Here is a 19,600-nt window from a genome sequence, read left to right on the forward strand (position 1 = left end):
AAAAGATGAGGGTAGGATGAAAGAATGGATCTGAAGAGGCTGCGTTATTTTTGTAAAGTCATAGAGCATGGTTCTATCAGTCAGGCCGCCAGAATGTTGAATATGGCTCAACCTCCCCTTAGCAAGCGTATCCGGGAGTTGGAAAATGAACTGGATGTCATACTTTTTGAACGTAACGGTAGTCGAATCATACCCACCCAGGCTGGCTATCACCTTTACCGGCGAGCCTGCGAGATCCTTCGTCAGGTAGAAAGTGCCGCTCTTGAAACACGGCAGATAAATAACCGAAATGGAAAAGTTCTGCGTATTGGATTAAGCCACCTTTTTCAACGGTGGTTCCAGCCACTGTTGCTTGCTTTACACCGAGCGCACCCGACGTTTGAGCTGAATATTTCTGTGCTGGATTCGAGCCATCTTGAAGAGAAACTCAATGAGGGGCAGTTGGATGTGGCGCTGATTCAGAAACCATATAGCAGTGAAGGATATGACATCGTGGCATTTGAACCCGTAAAACTTGTCGCGGTTATTAGCAAAAAACTGCTGTCAACGCCGCCAGAAGGCGCTCTTCCTTTTCTGGAACTGGCAAATTTCCCACTGATTTTACTCCATCGTGCAAGAGACACCGGTACCTACGAAATCCTGCTGGAACTTTTTCGTAATGCGGGAGTGATGCCGAATATTATTATGCATATCACTCAACCCGGAGCCATCCTTGATTGGCTGGAAGCAGGTTTTGAAGCTGCGACCTTGCTTCCGGCTTCAGAGGTAGACCCTGGTCAGTTAACACACTGTCACGTGATAGATATTTTCCCGGCACCGCAGATCTTCTTCCCTGCGATGGTGAAAATGACCGTTACACCTTACATACCAGAATTGATGGAAATCATCTCTAAAGGGAATCCGTTCCCGAACGTTGAATCGTCACCGCTTCAATAGACATTTCAAAGGCCATTATCGTTGTCATGTGCAGAACTCGTAAAGCGTCCGCATCTAAATTATTCTCACCGGACCGCCTTCCCTGACTAACGACGCAGGAACAAATCATCTGCAGTTTGTTTCCAGTCAAAAGGTTGAAGGGTTTCCCATACGACCCCTCGTTGTGTCATTCTTTCTGGTAACCTCTGCTGCGTGGCTATTGTGCCAATGCTCATACTGGCTGGAAGGCCCGCGTCTTCTATCATTTTCACCACTTCTCGCATTTCCTCTGCACGGCGAACACCATGTTCTGCCACCCGGCTTATCATGTAATGTGGGAAATCTCCGTCCCAGCCCAGCGAAGGAAAACTGGCGTGCAGCGAGGCTAATACCTCGTCTTCGACTCCGTAATGTCGAGCTGCAAGAAGGCATTCAGTGGTTAATGCCTCCAGCCCTTTTATCATCACACTGCGGCACATTTTAATCGCTGATACATCACCCACTTGATTGCTGCCAAAGCTTGCATTGAGCCCTGATTGTTGTAAAAACTGTACGGTTTGTCGCGCAGTTTCACCGCCAATCAGCAGTGGTGTCGCGGCGCGTTTCGGTGGAACAGGTGCCATCACGGCCACATCGACATAGTTTGCACGCCCAAGGCAACATTCGGCAGCCTGCCGCTTTGTGCCTGGTGCTACAGAATTACAATCCAGAAAAGACTGCCCCTTGCGCAGTAATGGCTGGCATTCAAGCACCAGATTGAGCGAGTTTCCCGCCGTCACCAGGGAAAAAATCCACTCAGCATTTTCCAGTGCGTCGGCCAGGGAACCCGCCGCGTGTACACCACAGATGCGGGCTTTATTGCGCATCGCTTCGCCTGCATCGCCAATCAGTTTACTGTCCCAAACTGTCACCTGGTGGTACTTCACCAGTTCGCTGGCGAAAATCGTTCCTGCTTCGCCGAAACCAATAACTGTGATGTTCGCCATACTGTTTTCCTTATTACATGTCCTGAGGCCAGATCGCGCCTGAGATAGCCACTTGCCCTTCAAAAATCAGGCGGGCAGTGCGCAGCAGCCCGCAACCCGCAATATGTCGCCCTTCAAGCTGCAACAATACGCTGAATTCTCCAGTGGGGTGTTCAACACTGACTCGCTGTGATGGGGTATCGCTGATTCGCGCCAACCCTTCAGCGACGGTGTTGGGAATAAGACAGGCAGTCGCAATACTCACCGCCCCCAGTACACCGACTGATGCATGGCAACGATGTGGAATAAACGTACGGCTGGAGATAGCCCCTCCATTGCGCGGTTCCGCCAGCAATGTCATTTTTGGGACTGTCCGGTGCGTAACATCGCCAAGCTGCATTTTCGGCCCCATTTGCAGGCGGATGGATTCCAGCTTTTGTTTCAACTCTCCATCGTTATCCAGCATTTCGCGGCTTTCATAACCACTACGTTGCAGATCTTCGGCCCGAATGAGAATAACTGGCATACCATTATCGATACAGGTAACAGGGATACCGTCGACATCGTCCTGTGCATTTCCCGTTGGCAGTAGCGCACCACAGCTTGAACCGGCGATATCCTGGAAATTCAGGACAATTTCTGCCGCACGACCTGGAACGCCATCAATGCGTAAGTCCCCCTGATACTCCACACCCTCTGGTGTCGTTGGGACAATGGCACGCGCGATTTGCCCGGTATTTTCCATATAGATACTGATTTGCGTCCTTTCTTTCTGCGGTTTGATAAGCCCTCGCTCGATAGCGAACGGCCCTACCGCCGCCAGGATGTTGCCGCAATTCTGACCATAATCAACGACAGCTGTATTGACGTTCACTTGCGCAAACAGATAATCAACGTCCACGCCATCCCGTTGGGAGGGCTGAATGATTGCGACTTTACTGGTCAGTGGATCAGCACCGCCAAGGCCATCAATTTGCCGGGGGTCCGGCGACCCCATAACAGCCAGTAACACGCTATCGCGCAAAGCGGGATCGGCGGGTAAATCAGCAGCCAGAAAACAGGCGGCTTTCGACGTACCTCCGCGCATGTACAGACAAGGGATTTTGCGCTGTTTCATTTCAGTTCAACTCATCAACAGTGTCGATATAGCGAAGACCCTTTTCTGCCAGCCGCTGGCGCATATTATAAATATCCAGTCCTAACTCACCGTCGGCCAGTCGCTGGCGCTTCCCCTCCTCCAGGGATTCACGTTTGAGTGCATTTTCAAGTACAGACATTGCATCATCAAACGGTACCACCACCACTCCGTCATCATCGGCGACGACGACATCCCCCGGATAAATCACCTGTCCTGCGCACAGAATGGGGACATTCACCGACCCAAGCGTTTCTTTCACCGTTCCCTGGGCACAGACAGCACGGGACCAAACGCGGAAATCCATCTCACGTAATACATGACTGTCCCGAATCCCGATATCGCCAATCAGCCCTACCACACCGCGTGCTTTAAGCGACGTCGCCAGCAAGTCACCAAAAAAACCATCACGGCAAGGTGAAGTAGGAGCAACCACCAGCACGTCACCAGGACGGCATTGCTCGACCGCCACATGGAACATCCAGTTATCACCCGGTGTTACCAGCACAGTGACCGCATTCCCCGCGATGGCTTTACCCTGTTGAACAGGGCGGATGGCGCTGTCCAGTAGTCCTTTGCGTCCTTGCGCTTCATGCACTGTCGCGACCCCCAACCGGCGCCATAGCTCAAACTGAGCGACATCACTACGAGGGATATTCCGCACCACAAGACCACTTTTATTCATCAGGCTCATGATAAATCCTCCGTCACGCGCGGGAATATGCTCTGGAAGCCTTCCGCATGAGTGAGAGTTTTAGCCGCAGTAATGCCGATATTACGTTTTGCCTGAACGCCGCGTTGTAACGCAACACGGGTGTAGTATTCCCAAAGATGCTCCTGCCCCGCCATGCACTGAATGGCCTGATACTTTTTCTCCCACACAGCGGTGATGTCCAGCAGGACATCTGGCTTCCAGTTGCACTGCTCGGGTTGGTGAGGTTCAAAGCAGTAAACTGGCGGAGCACCGATAATCGGCTCACCAGGACGATAGCCTTCCGCCTGAGCAATGATGCGTGCTTCCTGCGCCAAATGCGTCGCCAGCGGATGGTCGTAGTTATAAGGATCATGCAGTGAATGGCTCAGGACAAAGTGTGGCTGAACGCGGCGGTAGACATCCGCCAGGCGGAACAGAGACTCCTTATCGGCGCGGAGTGGGTAATCGCCCATATCGAAAAATTCAATGCTGGCCCCCAACACTTCTGCTGCCGCCATGGCTTCCTCTTTGCGCACAACTTTGACGTTTTCTTCCGTCATTTCGCCTTTACGCCACAGCTTTGCGGATTCACCACGCTCACCAAAAGAGAGGCACACAACATGCATGTTGTAACCGCGCGACGTGTGTAATGCGATGGCACCACCTGCTCGCCAGACAAAGTCTGCTGAATGTGCGCTGACCACTAACCCCGTTTTTGCTGCCGTATTATTTGTCATGTTGGGCTCCTTGTTGTGTGTATGCATAAATACTGTCACGCGGTATTCAGGGTGGGTAATCAGTTTAATTGCCTGAGATATGATTTTTATTTATGTTGGTTATTCATCAGATCTTGATTAATGGCGAAAGCATGAAAAAAACACCTTCATATGAAATGATTAATATCATGCAAATCAGGGCCTTCTGTCAGGTTGCGGCTCACGGAACGGTTTCTCGTGCGGCAGATAATTTATTTCGCACCCAGTCTGCCATCACCCGTTCAATTCGTGACTTAGAACACAGTTTGTCAATAAAGCTCTTCGAACGGCATGCCAGTGGAATGTTATTAACGGAATTTGGAAAATGTATTTTTCCGCGCGCGCGACAGGCTATTGATGAGCTGAAAAGTATTCCTAAAATTATCGCCAGCGTTAAGGGGAAAGAAATCGCCGGACGAGAACTTGCCGAACCCATCTGGCTATACAACACCCGTCGTCTGGAAGTTTTTATGGCGCTATTTCAGGTTCATCACACCCAGACGGTTGCGGACATGTTTCAGGTCAGCCAGCCGGCCGTCAGTGCTGCATTGAAAATGCTGGAAAAAGGGGCAGGATTAGCGCTGTTTCAGCGTACGCCAAAGGGGATGATGCCAACCCGAGCAGGTCAGGAAATTGCCAGTAATATCAGTCGCACACTGAATGAATTGCGCCATATCCCTGCGGATATTGCCGCCCACCAGGGGATTTTACGCGGCAGTGTACATATTGGGGCACTCCCATTAGGCCGCACGCGGTTGCTGCCCGAAGCCATTCTCAACCTACTGGTACGTTTTCCGGGTGTGAACGTGATAACCAATGAAAGTGCATTTACCTCACTCATTTCGGAATTACGTGCGGGTAACGTCGATTTCATTTTTGGCGCACTACGCGACGGTACGGCAGATATCACCAATGAAGCGCTGTTTACCGAAGAAATGGTAATTCTTGCACGCCGCAACCATCCGTTATCGCAAGGCGCGGTTAGCGTCGAGCAACTTGCTGCCGCGCAATGGATTTTGCCTCGAGCGGCAACGCCGGCCCGCAAATTGTTAAGCCACACTTTTGGTCAATTGGGGATTGCCGAACCACAGCCACGGGTGGAAACCGGCGATCTGGCGATTACGCGCAGCTTATTGTTGAATTCGGATATGTTAACGGCAATCTCCAGCCACCAGCTTGAATATGAGCTGGCGGCTGGGGTGCTGGTCAAGTTGCCGGTTGAGTTACCCAATACTCACCGTGCCATTGGGCTGACATGGCGTCAGGGTGCTTTACACTCTCCTGCAGCACAGGCGTTATTGCAGGCCATCCGCGAAGTCGTCGGCAACTACCAACCTGTGCCACCGAAAATTGAAGATTATTCTTTGCCCGCAACGGAGTAGAGCACCTGCTGATTACGCGTTTTCTGAAATTCATCCAGTGTCATGCCGCGCATCGCGGCATAAATATGCAGGTTTGAAACACCCGTTACAGCACCGAATTTTTCCAGCAGGAAGAAGCTCGCGCCGTACTGAATCAGTTTACGCCAGTCGCGGTCTCGCAACATCTGCTGTTCCTGGTCCGTAAGGCCTTCTTGCTGGTAGAGTTGTTCCGGCTGCTGGCGAAAACGGACGCGCCATTCCGGCTGAACCAGTTTGTGTAAAAAGCGATTCAGGCGAAGTGCGTTAAGACTGCGTTCGTGTGTAAAGGGATAAGTCCCTTCCAGTTGCTCGACTCCCGCCAGTTCCTGAGCGATATGAGTACGGTGGCGGGCAGCAGTATCGACCGGTAAAGTGCGGGCATGGTTCTCCAGAATCAGCGTCGCGATCCCGGTCATTGAAGGCAGATAATATGACTGGTGCGTGATGGTCACGTTTGCCGATAACGCGCCACGCATCACCAGCCACATAATCACTTCCGCCCCTTCCATGCCACCCAGTTGGGCATATTCCGCCACCGTCAGTTGCGCCAGGCTTTCGGGATCGTTAGCCAGCGCATCAACAAACTGCGCATCCCAATCGGGATTATTAAATCCGCAACGTTCACCATGAACCTGGTGCGACAACCCGCCTGTCGCCACGATCGCTACAGAGAGATCTTCCGGGAAGCTTTCAATTGCCCGACGCAAAGCTTGACCCAGCTTGTAACACCGACGAGCGCTGGGGATAGGAAATTGCAACACGCCGATCTGCAGCGGCACCACTTGTGTAGGCCAGCCTCCCTGGGACGGCAACAAGGCAGACAACGGTGAAAAAAGACCGTGGTCGAGCGGCTTATCCATGAAGAAACTCATATCAAACTCATCGCTCATCAGACTGGTACCGATGTGCCTCGACAACGCTGCATGACCTTTAACCGGTGGCAGGTCACGCGAGCCGCCACCTTCATCAGCAACCTGGTATTCATCATCAATACCCAATGCAAAGGTTGAGTAATGATCAAAGAAAAATGAAGTCACATGGTCGTTAAACACATACAGCAGAACATCCGGTTTTTTCTCGGCAAGCCAGCGTTGCATCGGCTCGAAACTTGAAAAAATCGGTTCCCACGCCTGCTCTTTTTGTTTGTTGTTGTCGACTGCAAAACCGATGGTTGGCGTATGTGAAACGGCCAGTCCGCCAATAATTTTTGCCATGTTGTCTTCTCCACGTATCGTTAAATTAGGCTGTTTTTATTAGATTATTTTTGGCACTGCTGTGTGCAGGCCAGAGCTGACTTCGGCATATCCCCGGTAACGGCGCTCTTTCTGGCATTGCCAGTTGATACTCGCAGATGAAGGGAGTGAGTTCACGTACCGCTTCTACCTCCCCTTCTATCTGTGTCAATATTTCCTCGCTTCTGCGCTTATTTCATTTCACGACTCACGGCAACGAAGTGACTTTCACTCGCGGTTTGCGCACGTCCATCACGATGGTTAATCACTATCAACATCGCCAACAGTGCCGGTAGCGCAAGGATGTAAAAGATTGCGCCTGGGCCGGAAAATAAACCGATGAGTAAGCCACCCGTTGTGGTGCTGAGAATCGCGCCAGTACGACCCATGCCATGCATCCAGCTTACGCCCGTGGCACGAATGCCCGTTGGATAGAACGCTGGCGCAAAAGCTTGCATGCCAGTCTGTGCACCGTTAATGCAGACACCACTGATAAAGACGAATAAGCCAAGTAATAACGGGGAGAAATTGAACATACCGAGCGTTAACAAACTGAGGCTACCGAGCAGATAAAATGTGCCGATCACTTTTTTACGTGACAAACGGTCCATCAACGAGCCCACAATGATACCGCCGCCAATGCCACCAAGCTGGAAGACGCCAGTAATTATCGCGGCATGTTGCAGGTTAATTCCACCATCACGCAGTACCGTAGGTAACCAACCATTGAGCATGTAAATCACGAACAGGCCCATGAAATAGGTCAGCCACAGCACAACCGTGCCCCACGCATAGCTCGGCGTGAACAGTTGTTTTACTCGCGATGATTTTTCTGCGACTGGGTTCATCAGGACAAACTGTGTTCCTGAGCTGAACACTCCGCCCATACGCTGCAAAGTCGCGGCAATTTTTTCTGATGGGAAATGACGAGCCACCATAAACATCGGTGATTCGGGTAAAAACCACAGCAGTAATGGCAACAGCACTAACGGGGCAATACCACCAAAAATCAGCACTGATTTCCAGCCCCACGCCGGTATCATCCACGCCGCGATGAAGCCTGCGATGCCTGAGCCGATACTGAATCCGCTATACATCAATGTGATCATCACCCCCTGTCGACGTGACGGAATATATTCAGCTATCAACGTCACGCAGTTAGGCATTGCCGCACCAAGCCCCAGTCCTGTGATAAAGCGCATCAACGCCAATTCTTCAGGAGAAGATGAAAACGCCGAGAGCAGGCTAAAAAGCGCGAAAACTGCAACGGAAAGCAGTAAAAGACGTTTACGTCCATACCGGTCAGCCAAAGGCCCGGTGATGAGCGCCCCAAGTGCCACACCAAACATTGCGCAGCCGAGCACAGGGCCTATCTCTGCACGGCTCAGTCCCCACTTCGCCAGTAATTCCGGCACGATAAAACCCATGATGGCCGTGTCATAGCCGTCAAACATAATGATCAGCAACCCTGCTGCCACCACTAACCATTGATAGCCGGTAATGGGTCTTGAATCTATCCACGCTTTAACGTCTACATTATTTGGAATACTCATAACGTTGCTCGCCTTTTTTATGATAGTGCTGCGATTACCGCCACTTGAATGAATTGAGCGGTTTGTCGTGTAGGGTCTGTTTAAGGTAAAGCAACACCGTCAGGCTCGTGGGCTGAAAAAATTTTAGAGATATGAGTTTTATTTATACTGTGAGGTTTACAACAATTTCCATATTAAAAAAATGAATTACATATGTTGGATATAATTAAATAAATCAGATAGTTGAAAGCAGCTCCTCGCATAGAGCCTGCATTCAGAGGAATTATAGTTTTTGCGGTGAAATATGATTAACTCAGTGAATCGCAGGGAAAATCTGGCGCTGGCAAATTTGAAGAGATTTTTAACCCGGGAGTGTTTTAGATGTCGACGGTACATAAAACCCCCAACATGTTGTTGCTTTAGTACACATTCAGGTTGTGGCGGCCTATGCTGCAATTTTATGTCAGCCTATGGGTCTACTATGTCAACTTATGGGTAAAACGACATCCCCACTCCAGATCAATTTTTCTCGCTGACAGTAACTTACTCAAGGCTTACATCTTGTCGGTGCCACCGTCCTTCATCCAGGGTACAATTGGCCGCTGATTTTTAACCGCGCAACATCAAGGAGAGTGCATGTCTATCACGGCAGGTTCTGTGTACCGTGACACGGGGAATTTTCTACGCAATCAGTTTGTTACTGTTTTACTGATCGCGTTGCTTTGTGCTTTTATTTCGGTTGTGATCGGGCACGCTTTTTCACCCAGTGACGAGCAATTGTCTATCCTTAGTGAAGGAGACAATTTATCGAATAGTGTTGGGCTGTTTGACCTTGTGCAGAACATGACTCCTGAGCAACAGCAAATGTTACTCAAGGCCTCTGCGGCTTCGACATTTGCTGGTCTGATCGGCAATGCTATCCTTGCAGGTAGCGTGCTCGTGCTTATTCAGATGGTCAGTGCCGGGCAACGTGTGAGTGCGCTTCGTGCCATTGGTACGTCGGCTCCCGTGTTGCCTAAAATCTTTATTCTGATGTTCCTGACGACTTTCCTGGTGCAGATTGGCATCATGTTGATTGTGGTGCCGGGCGTGTTGTTAGCAATTTTGCTGTCATTCGCACCGATCATGGTTGTTCAGGATAAAGCGGGAGTCTTCCAGTCACTGCGCAGCAGTATGCGTCTTGCCTGGTCAAATATGCGCCTTGTGGCACCCGCTGTTATTAGCTGGTTGCTGGCAAAGACCGCACTGCTGATGCTCGCATCTTCGTTTGCAGCGCTATCCCCCTCTGTTGGCGCGGTGGTAGCGAATACGATAAGCAATCTTATTTCTGCCGTATTGCTCATCTATTTATTCCGTTTGTATATGCTGGTTCGCCAATAACTTTCACCTGGTCCTGAGCCTGGTTTCCAGTGCTCAGGAGTCATTTTTTACGGAACAGATTATGAAGCAGTTTCTCGATTTCCTGCCCCTCATTGTTTTCTTCGCATTCTACAAGATGTACGACATCTACGTGGCTTCCGGCGCATTGATCGTCGCAACCGGTTTTGCACTGGTGTACAGCTGGTACAAATTCCGCAAGCTGGAAAAGATGGCGTTGATTACTTTCTTGATGGTTGCTGTATTCGGCGGCCTGACGTTGTTCTTCCATAATGATGAATTTATTAAATGGAAAGTGACGGTGATCTACGGGCTGTTTGCTGTTGCGTTGCTGATTAGCCAGTTTGTGATGGGCAAGCCATTGATTCAACGGATGCTAGGTAAGGAAATCTCTCTGCCTGAAACCGTGTGGTCTCGTCTGAATATCGCCTGGGCGCTGTTCTTTATTGCCTGCGGTGCGCTGAATATTTACGTCGCGTTTTGGCTGCCACAAAGCGTTTGGGTCAACTTTAAAGTGTTCGGCCTGACGGCTGCCACACTGGTGTTTACCCTGCTCAGCGGTGTGTACATCTACAAGCATATGCCTCAAGAAGAGAAGTAATTCTCAAGCTTCACGGTTAAAAAAAGCACACATTGATTGATACATCAAATGTGTGCTTTTTTATTTCAAGCAATGACAATTAAGCGGATTTATCCACCGTCGTATTCGAACCCGACGTCAGTATGCGAACCTTATCCCCAGGTCTAAATGTGATGCTGCCATTATAATCCTGTACCACCTGGATGAGTTGCCCACCGTTGGTCTTGATCTGCAAATTCACCTGTTGAGCGCCCTGCTGTTGGCTCTGACGGCGGCGTGATACTTCTGCCCCAGCAACCGCTCCCGTGGCAGTCATGATGGTTTTCCCCGAACCGCCGCCAAATTGGTTGCCAATAGCTGCACCTGCGGCACCCGCTGCAATGGTACGTAACGGTCGGGAATGATTCTGGGTTGCGATAATTTGGCTATTTTGAACAACGCCGTACTCCACCAACGTTTTACTTCCCGCAAAACTAGGCTGGCTGGATAGCGTGAGAAGACTGATGGCAATAAGTGCAAATTTCTTCATGTTGTCCACTGTGTAGTATCGATTAAAGTGCAATTTTGCCATTCTTAAATCAAAGCCTTTAAGTGAATAATGCTACTTCGTGACTGAAATGCCTGATGCTATTAAACTATTGCTATAAACCGCAAAACTGACCTTTTCAGGAAGACAAATGATCCAGCAAGACACTCCTTCAGGGGAATTAGTATTACGCACGATGGCAATGCCTGCTGATACTAACGCCAACGGTGATATTTTTGGTGGCTGGTTGATGTCACAAATGGACATGGGTGGCGCCATTCAGGCTAAAGAAATCGCAAAAGGACGAGTAGTCACTGTGCGTGTCGACGGGATGACATTCCTTAAGCCAGTCGCCGTGGGGGATGTGGTGTGTTGCTATGCAAAATGCATAAAACAAGGCACCAGTTCCATCACGATTAACGTGGAAGTTTGGGTGAAAAAGGTCTCTTCTGAGCCTATTGGGCAGCGTTACAAAGCGACAGAGGCCATTTTCATTTATGTGGCTGTGGATACCGCAGGTAAACCGCGCCCGATTCCGAACTAAATCACTCCGTAACAAAGAAATGCGCCTGATGGCACATTTCTTTGTTATAAATATTTATCCATAAACAAATGTATGGGTGGATTATGCATTTTCAGATTATTAAGAAACTGCAGTAACTCACAATCAGAAGTGAGGTTAAATTTATTCATCATTAACCGTTTATGGGCGCTGACAGTTTTGACATTGATTTCTAGTAATTTTGCTATGCCTATAAGGTCATGACCCCGTAGCAGATGTTTAGCAATCGTCAGTTGCTGCGGTGTTAACGTGCGATATTTGCATTTCAAACATTTCTTTCCATTTAACGTTTTGGCGTTTTTAACACTATCTTCCCACGCCTGAACAACCTGTTCACGCGCCTTGCTTAATGGCTCTGATCGGTTGATAAACACGATATTTTTAATACACAGCGGTAATTCATTATGATGGGGAGATTTGTCCCCATCATAGATACCGATAATAACCCCAGGCTTATTGCGATATTTTAACATGGGTTGACAGATATATTCAGCACCTGCCACAAAGCTTTTTACAATGATATCAACCTGGGTCGCATTTGACCTGGTCAGTGCGTTAAACTGTACAGGTTCATTTTGTTCTTCAAGAAATAATTCTTCAAGAAAGATTTCCATTCCGTTACGATACAGTGAATCAGAATCATCAATGGCAATATTTAACATCTTTTCATTTCTCAGAATGCTACTTAACCTAAAATATGATCTTACTGGTAAGTAAATACAACGCTTACCGCAGCATTAAACGTTCCACCTGTCGCATTTTCAGCAGGACTGAATATTCTCGCAGAAAGCGGGAATATTGCCTGGCGCGTTGAATTATCAACGTTAACTGTCATTTGGCTGGCATTACCGTAAATAACCGAATGGTCAGTATTTGTCATCTGCAAGGCGCTATTAACCCCCGTGCCGAGATTCTTAAATGCTGTCGGGTCGGTACTGTCAACATCACCGCTAAACGTTGCCGTTGCGGAATGCGTTGCAGCCGGGCATTGGGTTAATAAAAGCTGGAAGTCCTTCCAGACTGGATTCCCGCCGGGCTGATTAAGGTTATTTGCAAACGCCTGCCCTAAATCAACCTGTTTCGAAACAGTATCGGTATCGACGACACACGGTGTTGCCACCACACGCCCGGTCACACTGATATTAACCATGTCGGCAGCGCTGGCCATACCGGCATAGCACAGTGCTGCTCCCGAGAGTATCAAAGCAGTAATGGTCTTATTCATGATAATTACCGCCCTTATTGATAGGTTAATTGTAGCGTGGCATTAGTACTGGCATCGCCAGCCGTGACCGTTGTTTGAGTCTGAATAAAACGCGCCTTCAGAGGGAATGTTTCGACACCACCCGGTGAGTTTTTCAGCACAATTGTGTTGTTCAGCGCTAAAGGGGCATCGTTATACAGAAGCTGAATCCCAACACCACTGGCGACATCACTCCCACCCTGGTTATTCAGTGCTAATACGCTGGCATCTGAACTATCCGGATTTTGTGTCCCATTTAGCGAGACATTAATATTCGCACCCGCATCACAGTCTAACCCCAGGTTTTGGGTGGTACTCACGTCAGGTATAAAACCGATGGTATTTCCAAAAGTTGAAACCGGTACATCCCCCAACGGGAAGACTAAATTAGGCGTTTTTATTGAGCAGGCCACTTGCGTCACGCTTCCTCCAGTCAAATCAATTTCCCGCATTGTTCCACCATCATCAGCAACGACTTGATGCGATATCATTCCTGGCTGTAAAAAACCCGAGGTAATATTTCCTGTTTTAACAAAAACTATATTACTATCCGCTCCAGGCCAGATGTTTATAACACCATTGAAGCCTGGGGTTCCCATCGTAATTGTAGTCGATGTGCTTGTGAAAGTTCTCACGTGAGTATCTGCATTCTCTTGGTAAATACCCACTCCCGGGATATTTGTTTGATACAGGCCCGGAGAAATAGCCACCGCCCCCATATAATCAAAATATGCATGCCGGGTTCCAGATGGATAACAAAGAGCTATTATCGCCTGTACTTGTACCGTTCTGAATGACCCTATAATGGTTCCTACGGGTGCATCGCGCTGAACAATCATATTGCCCGGAGAAATGGTGGATATATCATTTGTCGCCGTTACGCAAGCAGCACTTACATAGCCTGAAATTAGCAATGCGATAAAAACAAATAAGTATTTCATTTATAAATCCTCAACGACACACTGCATCAAGCTGCATAACAGATGCATCCATTTTCGCTTCAGGTAATGTTGTATTAACCTGGCAAATTTGTGTTGCGTCCTCACCCCATTTCACTGTGAAATCGAGTTTATTACTCTGACCGGTTAAATAAACCTGCCCGCCATCACCCACAATAAAGCCGTGGTTATCGGTGTCTTTATTATTCATCGACACAATGGCGCCGAATGGAACAGGTTCACCATTGCTACGTCTCAGATTAATAAGTGCTCTTTGCCCAACGTTCGCCTGATAAACCGCACGCACCACCGCACCACGCGTCGGTACCACGGTTTTTGTGGTTAATTCCAGCTCAACGTTATCCGGCATACTGGAAGTATCGAAACTGATGTCATTTTTACGGAATGGCGTCATATTGCTCACCACGGTGTAGCCGCGATAATCCGTTTTCACCCCATTCTGGTTCAACACCCCAACACTGGCAGCACCCGGTGCTTTCACCAACGCAATGGTTTCGCCAAAAGGCTGCGCCAGCGTAACGCCGTCACTGTGAGCAAGTACTCCACCGGACAGGCCATAGTTCAAACGCTGCGAATGCTGATCATAGCTATACCCTGCCAGCGCTTCGCCGTAAGTTCCCCGGTAATCAGCATTCATATTTCCGGTATAACCGACACCGTTCGTTCCGTAGCCCTGCTGCACGTTCCAGCTCAGAGCGTTGCCTGGTAACGCGATACCACTGACACCGATATTATGGGTGGTATTGCCCTGCTTGCTGGTGTTCATGTTGTAGTTCGCCCAGCTGTTTGGCAGGAAGTTTGACAACGGCACGCTGATATTCAGGGAGACCAGTTGATCGTTGGTGTAAGTTTTCCCGCTATTGCTGCCATTTGCCGTCGAGTTTTTACTCCATGTGTAATTCAGGCTGTAACTGACGCTATTCCAGGCATTGTTATAGCTCGCGCCATACGACTCCATGGTCTTGTTAATATTCCAGTAATCCTCACGGATAGCCGACAGCGACACAGCCCCCATGGATTTACCCAGCGCCTGACTCAGGGTCATTTCCGCACGATTGCGACGGCGATCGTCTCTAAAGCTTGAATCGCTGTAGGTATCGAGTATTTCCTGCATGCTGTAGAAGCCGGAGGTGGAATAACGATAACCCGCAATGGCAAAGTTGGTGCCGCTGTCAGTAAAGTTCTTGCTGTAACGAACGCGCCATGACTGCCCGTCAGTTTTTAAGCCGCCTTTGGGCGTTGACCACCCTTGTGTCACATCCGTAGAAATCGCACCAATATCGCCGAGGTTTTTACCCATACCCAGAGCTAATGACTGGTATTTACTCGATTCCTGCAAACCACCATAAATAGTAAAGCCGTGTGGCAGACCATAAATTGCCGTGCCCTGCGCCAGCGGTGTCTTTTCAACGCTGCTGCTGTATGAGCGATATTCACCGCCGGTCAGGCTGTATTTCAGTCGCCCTTCACGCTGCAGTACAGGCACGGATGCGAAAGGCACAACCAGGTATTGTTCGCTGCCGTCGGCTTCTTTTATGGTGACAAATAGATCACCGGAGCCACCAGTCGGGTACATGTCGGTAATTTCAAAGGCGCCTGGTGCGACGTAGCTTTGATAAATGACATAACCGCCCTGGCGAATAATCACCTGCGCATTAGTACGCGCAATTCCGCGTACCACAGGTGCGTAGCCTTTCAGGCTGTCGGGTAACATATCGTCATCAGAGGCAAGCTGACCGCCGCGGAACGGAATACTGTCGAACACATCAGCAGGTGTGGAGCTATCGCCGAGCGTCATCTGGCTTTTCAGGGCAACGACATCACGCTGGGCGTAGGTGTAAACCGTATCCCATCTGTCTTTGCCGTCGCTATCACGATTCCATGTGGTGTAGTTACGCAAGCGCCATGCGCCGTAGTTGATGCCCGGGCGCAGGTTGGCATACTGGCTATTCGTATTCTGGCCATTACGCACAAAAGTGTTATTACCGCTTACGCTATAGTTCAGTAACAGCGCGTTAATACCTTCATCCCACAGTTCTGGCGCCACATAGCCGCGCGCCTGCGCGGAAAGTGCCGCCTGAGGAATACTCAGCAACAACTTCTGAGATGAAAATAAAAACTCAGCTAGCGCCTGCGGAATAGCCGCAAGATTGGCGCATTCTGCGTCAGCATTAAGCTGCGGGAACAGTGCTGTTTTTACGCCGTAGCTTTGTAAAACACCGGCAGACAAACAAGGCTGAAGTTTTGCCTCTCCGTTACCTTCTTTAACCATCCTGAAAGTAATATCCCGGGTATCGACCAGTTGGTTGTTAATAACAATATCCACACGATAAATACCGGCAGCCTGTTCGCCATCTTCAAAGGCCGCAAGATCGGCTCCTTGTGAAGAGGGGTTATTAACCTCGAGTAATGCCGGGTTAAAATAATCACGCGACTGTGCGGTTTCACTCATACCTGAACACGCCAGTGCGACACACCAGGCAAGATGGGTCGATCGTAATTGAAGACGATTGTTTGCTTTCATCATTAACTTCCTGCCTGTATATATCAGGCTATATCATTCTGGCCCGTACTACCCTGTACGCCCGGGAAGCATTAATTCGGTTTATTAAATTGACGCATTATGAGCTTCACCGGTGCTGCCATAATCACTGATTAATTTAAAACTCAGTGGGCCAGATGAAACACCCGCAGGTAAATTAAAGCGTGCAGTACCGCCCGGCGCCACAAAACTCACGTCCGGGACTGTTTTACCACTAACCGTAATCTGGTTGAAATTCATATAGTAACTGGTTGGATTAGTTACCTGCAGCTGGTTTCCAACTTTCTGCCAGGTCAGTTGACCCGCAACTTTTTCCGGTATATTTTTCTTTAATGCTTCCGGGCGATAAATTAACTTAATGCGGGTTTTTACCGCCACCTGGAGCGTATTTTCCTTTTTAGGAGCAGAAGGAATAGATTTAATATTTAACCAGTACATTGATTCTTTATCATCGGGCAAATTCCCGGCTCGCACGATACGCAATATATTTTGTTGCCCATTGTCTAAACGAAACAGAGGCGGCGTGATAATAAAGGGAGCTTTCTCAGCGCCACCTGATTGGGTGTCAATCCATGACTGAATCAGATATGGCACGGAATCCGGGTTATTGACGCTCAGTGAAGCTTCCTTTTTTCCGCCGTCATAAATCACCCGGGTTCCTCCAATTACAACTCCTGCATTGGCAGCAGAAATAGCCGTACCGGCTATAACCAGGGCAATTAAAGTTTTACTTACAAAATTCATTTGATACCTCTGTAAAAAAGGGCCGGGAAATCCGGCCCCCTTGTCATGTCTGTCTGGATATTAGTTATAAATAACAGAGAAGCTGGCTACAGAGTTTGCCGGGCCAGCAGTCACTGTTGCAGCTGTTGATTTATACTGAGCGTAGAAATCCAGAACGTTGTCAGCAGTGTCAGTCAGGGAGTAGCGATAGCTGTTTTCGCCATGCAGTGGCAGTTGAACTTTGTCTGCAGTCATCAGATTGATTGCAACACCCGTTGCGGCACCCGGAACAGTGCTGTCGATAGCCAACAGAGTAGAATCAGCAATGACTGGTGCACCGTCAAAACGCACGTGAGCAATTTTGATTGCTTCAGGGCAGTCTTTCAGCACGATAGAGAATTTCTTAGCCGCTGTCACAACACCCATTGCGGTGAATTCAGACTTATTGTATTCGCCCAATGGAACAGTCTGGTTCTGAGAAGCCACATCAACAGTACAAGCTGTATCCAGAATGACACCTGTGAAATTCACGGTGCCTGCAGTTGCCATAGCATTAGAAGCAGATACAGCGGAGATAGCAGCAATAACAACAGCGAGTAAATTCTTTTTCATCACATTTTCCTTTATATATTTATATGACTTTATATTCAGGCAAAACAAGCCCTATTCATTATTGAGAAATAACGAAAATATATCGTCAGGTTTTCCATGCATCATCATGTTGTATGTACAGCGAACGGTGATATGGAGTACAAAACTGATTTACCTTATTAACTACCAATCCGTTTATTGTGATAAGTCACTCAAACTGAATCTATATTAATAAATGGATTTTTGAACTTCATACCAATTCACTGCTTGAATCAATTTTCAACAAACCCCGCATTAAACTCAAGGCATTTTTCGGTGTAATTTTACACCGTAACATTTATTCACTTAATAAATCTTCTTAACCATAATGCAGCCGTATATAGCCCCACACAGGAATGTTCCTGGTCTTTATCAAGAGAATATAAATGTCTGTATTTGAACAACAAAATCCATTTTTTACAGATGATTTAACCATCTTAAATAAAAAACCTATTGCGGAAATTGAGCAGTTAATCACAAGCCTAAATATCGAATCTAACAAATTTGAAACAAAACCACGCCAAATTATTAACTACATGGATAGTAATGAAAGGAAGTGTTATCTATTACATAAAGGTAGCGTATCGCTTTATCGTAGTATTGATGGAATGGTTTTAAATACGGAATCCGCGCCTTATGTGTTTGGTATGAGCACTCAACTCACTGATCCTGACTATATTTACATCAAGACTCATGATGAATCCGAAGTAAGCTGGATGCCTTTGCAAGTGGCAAATGAGATTATTGCACAAGAGAATCTTTGGCAAAGTTTGTCCGCATTATTGATATACACTGTCACCCGTGTTTACGACCACTGTACTAAGATCTCATCATTATCTTCATATGATCTTATTCGTTATCAGCTCTACGAATTAATGAGCGAGACACAAGAAATTAGAAGCAGCGTCAGCATTGCAAACTACATACAAAGCCGGACGTTCTTATCACGCAGCAGCATTATGAAAATACTTGCTCAGTTGAAAACAGGTGGCTATATCACGACGGAACGAGGATGTCTGATCGGCATCAATAACATTCCTTTGAAATATTGAAAACCTGAACGAAAGAATGCGCTTCGCATAGACGATTGTTAATTAACAAGTAATTGTTACAAAGATGATGTTTCTTGCATGAATTTCTATGCTAGATTTAAATTAATTATTTTCATTGTGAATAGTGTCGATATGAAAGATTCATCAGCGCAAGGTTTGCCAACCCTTATCCAGTCCCAGGCGACGTTTGATCTTATCGATTTGCTGAGCCCGCATGTCAGTTTTGAAAAAATCCCAGCACATCGTCGGCTTTACTATTCCGTTGGCGGGGAGAACATGTGCTACATCATTCTGTCTGGCTCAATCAAAGTGGGTCGAGATATCGATGGTTTTGTCGTGTCTTCAATGCCAGTGCCCAATATCGCAGGCATAACCAATTTGTTACCTGAAACCACCGGGCTGTATCTAGAAACCCTGAAAGAATCTGAAATTGCCATCCTCACTACAACCTATGCACAACAATTGATTGGTGAGACGAATTCCTGGCAATTACTGGTGAACCACATTGCTAAAGTGACGGCCAACCTGTTACTCACCAATATCATTATGACTGCCCCTTCAACCTATGAAGTGCTGCGTTTTCAGTTGATGGCGTTGATGAATGAACCTGCCAGCGTGCGGGAATCGACTTCGGCTGCAAAATACGTGCTTGAAAGAACACGACTCTCACGTAGCACCATAATGAAAATGCTCGCACAGTTAAAACAAGGCGGGTATATCCAACTCGACGATGGCATTCTCATCGCATTGCATCATTTACCCGCCAAATATTAGTCTC

At 47.9% G+C, this 19,600-nt stretch carries 20 protein-coding genes; 7 read left to right on the top strand and 13 right to left on the bottom strand.

What is annotated here, in order from left to right; genetic code table 11:
- Nucleotides 1–24: 24 nt before the first annotated feature.
- On the top strand, nt 25–936 hold the full coding sequence (locus VJY99_RS03220; RefSeq protein ID WP_324116269.1) for a LysR family transcriptional regulator: 912 nt from the start codon (nt 25–27) through the stop codon (nt 934–936).
- An 86-nt stretch (nt 937–1,022) separates the two neighbouring features.
- Here VJY99_RS03220 and VJY99_RS03225 read toward each other — a convergent pair whose 3' ends face one another.
- From VJY99_RS03225 to galB, 4 genes are read right to left on the bottom strand one after another with little or no spacing between them, the layout of a single operon-like run.
- Nucleotides 1,023–1,901 (bottom strand): NAD(P)-dependent oxidoreductase, encoded by an 879-nt coding sequence (locus VJY99_RS03225; RefSeq protein ID WP_324116271.1) that lies wholly within the window; start codon nt 1,899–1,901, stop codon nt 1,023–1,025.
- 13 nt (nt 1,902–1,914) lie between these two features.
- On the bottom strand, nt 1,915–2,997 hold the full coding sequence (locus VJY99_RS03230; protein WP_324116272.1) for a 4-oxalomesaconate tautomerase: 1,083 nt from the start codon (nt 2,995–2,997) through the stop codon (nt 1,915–1,917).
- A 1-nt stretch (nt 2,998) separates the two neighbouring features.
- Nucleotides 2,999–3,709: a 4-carboxy-4-hydroxy-2-oxoadipate aldolase/oxaloacetate decarboxylase gene (locus tag VJY99_RS03235; RefSeq protein ID WP_324116274.1), complete on the bottom strand. Its 711-nt coding sequence runs from the start codon at nt 3,707–3,709 to the stop codon at nt 2,999–3,001.
- Complete coding sequence (gene galB / locus VJY99_RS03240; RefSeq protein ID WP_324116276.1) at nt 3,706–4,446, bottom strand: 4-oxalmesaconate hydratase; 741 nt, start codon at nt 4,444–4,446, stop codon at nt 3,706–3,708. The genes VJY99_RS03235 and galB overlap by 4 nt, the downstream gene beginning before the upstream one ends.
- Nucleotides 4,447–4,613: 167 nt before the next feature.
- Between galB and VJY99_RS03245 the strand changes: the two genes are divergently transcribed.
- Nucleotides 4,614–5,846 carry a LysR substrate-binding domain-containing protein gene (locus VJY99_RS03245; protein ID WP_324116278.1) on the top strand — a complete coding sequence of 411 codons (1,233 nt, stop codon included), beginning with the start codon at nt 4,614–4,616 and terminating at the stop codon, nt 5,844–5,846.
- On the opposite strand, the gene VJY99_RS03250 is transcribed toward VJY99_RS03245, so the two are convergent.
- Nucleotides 5,822–7,078 carry a gallate dioxygenase gene (locus VJY99_RS03250; RefSeq protein WP_324116280.1) on the bottom strand — a complete coding sequence of 419 codons (1,257 nt, stop codon included), beginning with the start codon at nt 7,076–7,078 and terminating at the stop codon, nt 5,822–5,824. The two genes, VJY99_RS03245 and VJY99_RS03250, sit on opposite strands and share 25 nt — an antisense overlap.
- Nucleotides 7,079–7,287: 209 nt before the next feature.
- Nucleotides 7,288–8,649, bottom strand: a complete 1,362-nt coding sequence (locus tag VJY99_RS03255) for an aromatic acid/H+ symport family MFS transporter (RefSeq protein ID WP_324116282.1) — start codon at nt 8,647–8,649, stop codon at nt 7,288–7,290.
- A 615-nt stretch (nt 8,650–9,264) separates the two neighbouring features.
- On the opposite strand from VJY99_RS03255, the gene VJY99_RS03260 reads away from it, so the two are divergent.
- Together VJY99_RS03260 and VJY99_RS03265 are read left to right on the top strand one after the other, a co-directional pair.
- Complete coding sequence (locus VJY99_RS03260) at nt 9,265–10,008, top strand: YciC family protein (RefSeq protein WP_324116284.1); 744 nt, start codon at nt 9,265–9,267, stop codon at nt 10,006–10,008.
- A 61-nt stretch (nt 10,009–10,069) separates the two neighbouring features.
- The gene (locus VJY99_RS03265; protein ID WP_324116286.1) at nt 10,070–10,606 is read left to right on the top strand and encodes a septation protein A; all 537 of its coding nucleotides are present in this window, start codon (nt 10,070–10,072) and stop codon (nt 10,604–10,606) included.
- Nucleotides 10,607–10,685: 79 nt separating this feature from the next.
- Here the strand turns inward: VJY99_RS03265 and VJY99_RS03270 are convergent, their stop codons facing one another.
- A complete protein-coding gene (locus tag VJY99_RS03270) occupies nt 10,686–11,114 on the bottom strand; it encodes a hypothetical protein (protein ID WP_324116288.1) in 429 nt (142 codons plus the stop codon).
- A 148-nt stretch (nt 11,115–11,262) separates the two neighbouring features.
- On the opposite strand from VJY99_RS03270, the gene yciA reads away from it, so the two are divergent.
- Nucleotides 11,263–11,655 (top strand): acyl-CoA thioester hydrolase YciA, encoded by a 393-nt coding sequence (yciA, locus tag VJY99_RS03275; protein ID WP_324116290.1) that lies wholly within the window; start codon nt 11,263–11,265, stop codon nt 11,653–11,655.
- Between the two features lie 44 nt (nt 11,656–11,699).
- Here the strand turns inward: yciA and VJY99_RS03280 are convergent, their stop codons facing one another.
- From VJY99_RS03280 to VJY99_RS03305, 6 genes are all read right to left on the bottom strand, one after another.
- Complete coding sequence (locus VJY99_RS03280) at nt 11,700–12,335, bottom strand: helix-turn-helix transcriptional regulator (RefSeq protein ID WP_324116292.1); 636 nt, start codon at nt 12,333–12,335, stop codon at nt 11,700–11,702.
- Between the two features lie 41 nt (nt 12,336–12,376).
- Complete coding sequence (locus VJY99_RS03285) at nt 12,377–12,898, bottom strand: fimbrial protein (RefSeq protein ID WP_324116294.1); 522 nt, start codon at nt 12,896–12,898, stop codon at nt 12,377–12,379.
- A gap of 14 nt (nt 12,899–12,912) precedes the next feature.
- The gene (locus VJY99_RS03290; RefSeq protein WP_324116296.1) at nt 12,913–13,857 is read right to left on the bottom strand and encodes a fimbrial protein; all 945 of its coding nucleotides are present in this window, start codon (nt 13,855–13,857) and stop codon (nt 12,913–12,915) included.
- Between the two features lie 10 nt (nt 13,858–13,867).
- Entirely contained in the window at nt 13,868–16,402 is a 2,535-nt protein-coding gene (locus VJY99_RS03295) for a fimbria/pilus outer membrane usher protein (RefSeq protein WP_324116298.1), read from the bottom strand.
- Nucleotides 16,403–16,483: 81 nt separating this feature from the next.
- Nucleotides 16,484–17,161: a fimbrial biogenesis chaperone gene (locus VJY99_RS03300; protein ID WP_324116300.1), complete on the bottom strand. Its 678-nt coding sequence runs from the start codon at nt 17,159–17,161 to the stop codon at nt 16,484–16,486.
- A 60-nt stretch (nt 17,162–17,221) separates the two neighbouring features.
- Nucleotides 17,222–17,752: a fimbrial protein gene (locus VJY99_RS03305; RefSeq protein WP_324116303.1), complete on the bottom strand. Its 531-nt coding sequence runs from the start codon at nt 17,750–17,752 to the stop codon at nt 17,222–17,224.
- Nucleotides 17,753–18,156: 404 nt separating this feature from the next.
- On the opposite strand from VJY99_RS03305, the gene VJY99_RS03310 reads away from it, so the two are divergent.
- On the top strand, nt 18,157–18,822 hold the full coding sequence (locus VJY99_RS03310) for a helix-turn-helix domain-containing protein (protein ID WP_324116305.1): 666 nt from the start codon (nt 18,157–18,159) through the stop codon (nt 18,820–18,822).
- Between the two features lie 132 nt (nt 18,823–18,954).
- Nucleotides 18,955–19,596 carry a helix-turn-helix domain-containing protein gene (locus tag VJY99_RS03315; RefSeq protein ID WP_324116306.1) on the top strand — a complete coding sequence of 214 codons (642 nt, stop codon included), beginning with the start codon at nt 18,955–18,957 and terminating at the stop codon, nt 19,594–19,596.
- The last annotated feature ends 4 nt before the right edge of the window (nt 19,597–19,600 follow it).

Origin of the sequence: Buttiauxella sp. (genome assembly GCF_035271705.1) — a bacterium.
GTDB lineage: Bacteria > Pseudomonadota > Gammaproteobacteria > Enterobacterales > Enterobacteriaceae > Buttiauxella.

Coding starts and splice junctions, on each gene's coding strand:
- VJY99_RS03220 (WP_324116269.1), top strand. CDS start 25: ATGGATCTGAAGAGGCTGCGTTATTTTTGTAAAGTCATAGAGCATGGT.
- VJY99_RS03225 (WP_324116271.1), bottom strand. CDS start 1,901: ATGGCGAACATCACAGTTATTGGTTTCGGCGAAGCAGGAACGATTTTC.
- VJY99_RS03230 (WP_324116272.1), bottom strand. CDS start 2,997: ATGAAACAGCGCAAAATCCCTTGTCTGTACATGCGCGGAGGTACGTCG.
- VJY99_RS03235 (WP_324116274.1), bottom strand. CDS start 3,709: ATGAGCCTGATGAATAAAAGTGGTCTTGTGGTGCGGAATATCCCTCGT.
- galB (WP_324116276.1), bottom strand. CDS start 4,446: ATGACAAATAATACGGCAGCAAAAACGGGGTTAGTGGTCAGCGCACAT.
- VJY99_RS03245 (WP_324116278.1), top strand. CDS start 4,614: ATGCAAATCAGGGCCTTCTGTCAGGTTGCGGCTCACGGAACGGTTTCT.
- VJY99_RS03250 (WP_324116280.1), bottom strand. CDS start 7,078: ATGGCAAAAATTATTGGCGGACTGGCCGTTTCACATACGCCAACCATC.
- VJY99_RS03255 (WP_324116282.1), bottom strand. CDS start 8,649: ATGAGTATTCCAAATAATGTAGACGTTAAAGCGTGGATAGATTCAAGA.
- VJY99_RS03260 (WP_324116284.1), top strand. CDS start 9,265: ATGTCTATCACGGCAGGTTCTGTGTACCGTGACACGGGGAATTTTCTA.
- VJY99_RS03265 (WP_324116286.1), top strand. CDS start 10,070: ATGAAGCAGTTTCTCGATTTCCTGCCCCTCATTGTTTTCTTCGCATTC.
- VJY99_RS03270 (WP_324116288.1), bottom strand. CDS start 11,114: ATGAAGAAATTTGCACTTATTGCCATCAGTCTTCTCACGCTATCCAGC.
- yciA (WP_324116290.1), top strand. CDS start 11,263: ATGATCCAGCAAGACACTCCTTCAGGGGAATTAGTATTACGCACGATG.
- VJY99_RS03280 (WP_324116292.1), bottom strand. CDS start 12,335: ATGTTAAATATTGCCATTGATGATTCTGATTCACTGTATCGTAACGGA.
- VJY99_RS03285 (WP_324116294.1), bottom strand. CDS start 12,898: ATGAATAAGACCATTACTGCTTTGATACTCTCGGGAGCAGCACTGTGC.
- VJY99_RS03290 (WP_324116296.1), bottom strand. CDS start 13,857: ATGAAATACTTATTTGTTTTTATCGCATTGCTAATTTCAGGCTATGTA.
- VJY99_RS03295 (WP_324116298.1), bottom strand. CDS start 16,402: ATGATGAAAGCAAACAATCGTCTTCAATTACGATCGACCCATCTTGCC.
- VJY99_RS03300 (WP_324116300.1), bottom strand. CDS start 17,161: ATGAATTTTGTAAGTAAAACTTTAATTGCCCTGGTTATAGCCGGTACG.
- VJY99_RS03305 (WP_324116303.1), bottom strand. CDS start 17,752: ATGAAAAAGAATTTACTCGCTGTTGTTATTGCTGCTATCTCCGCTGTA.
- VJY99_RS03310 (WP_324116305.1), top strand. CDS start 18,157: ATGTCTGTATTTGAACAACAAAATCCATTTTTTACAGATGATTTAACC.
- VJY99_RS03315 (WP_324116306.1), top strand. CDS start 18,955: ATGAAAGATTCATCAGCGCAAGGTTTGCCAACCCTTATCCAGTCCCAG.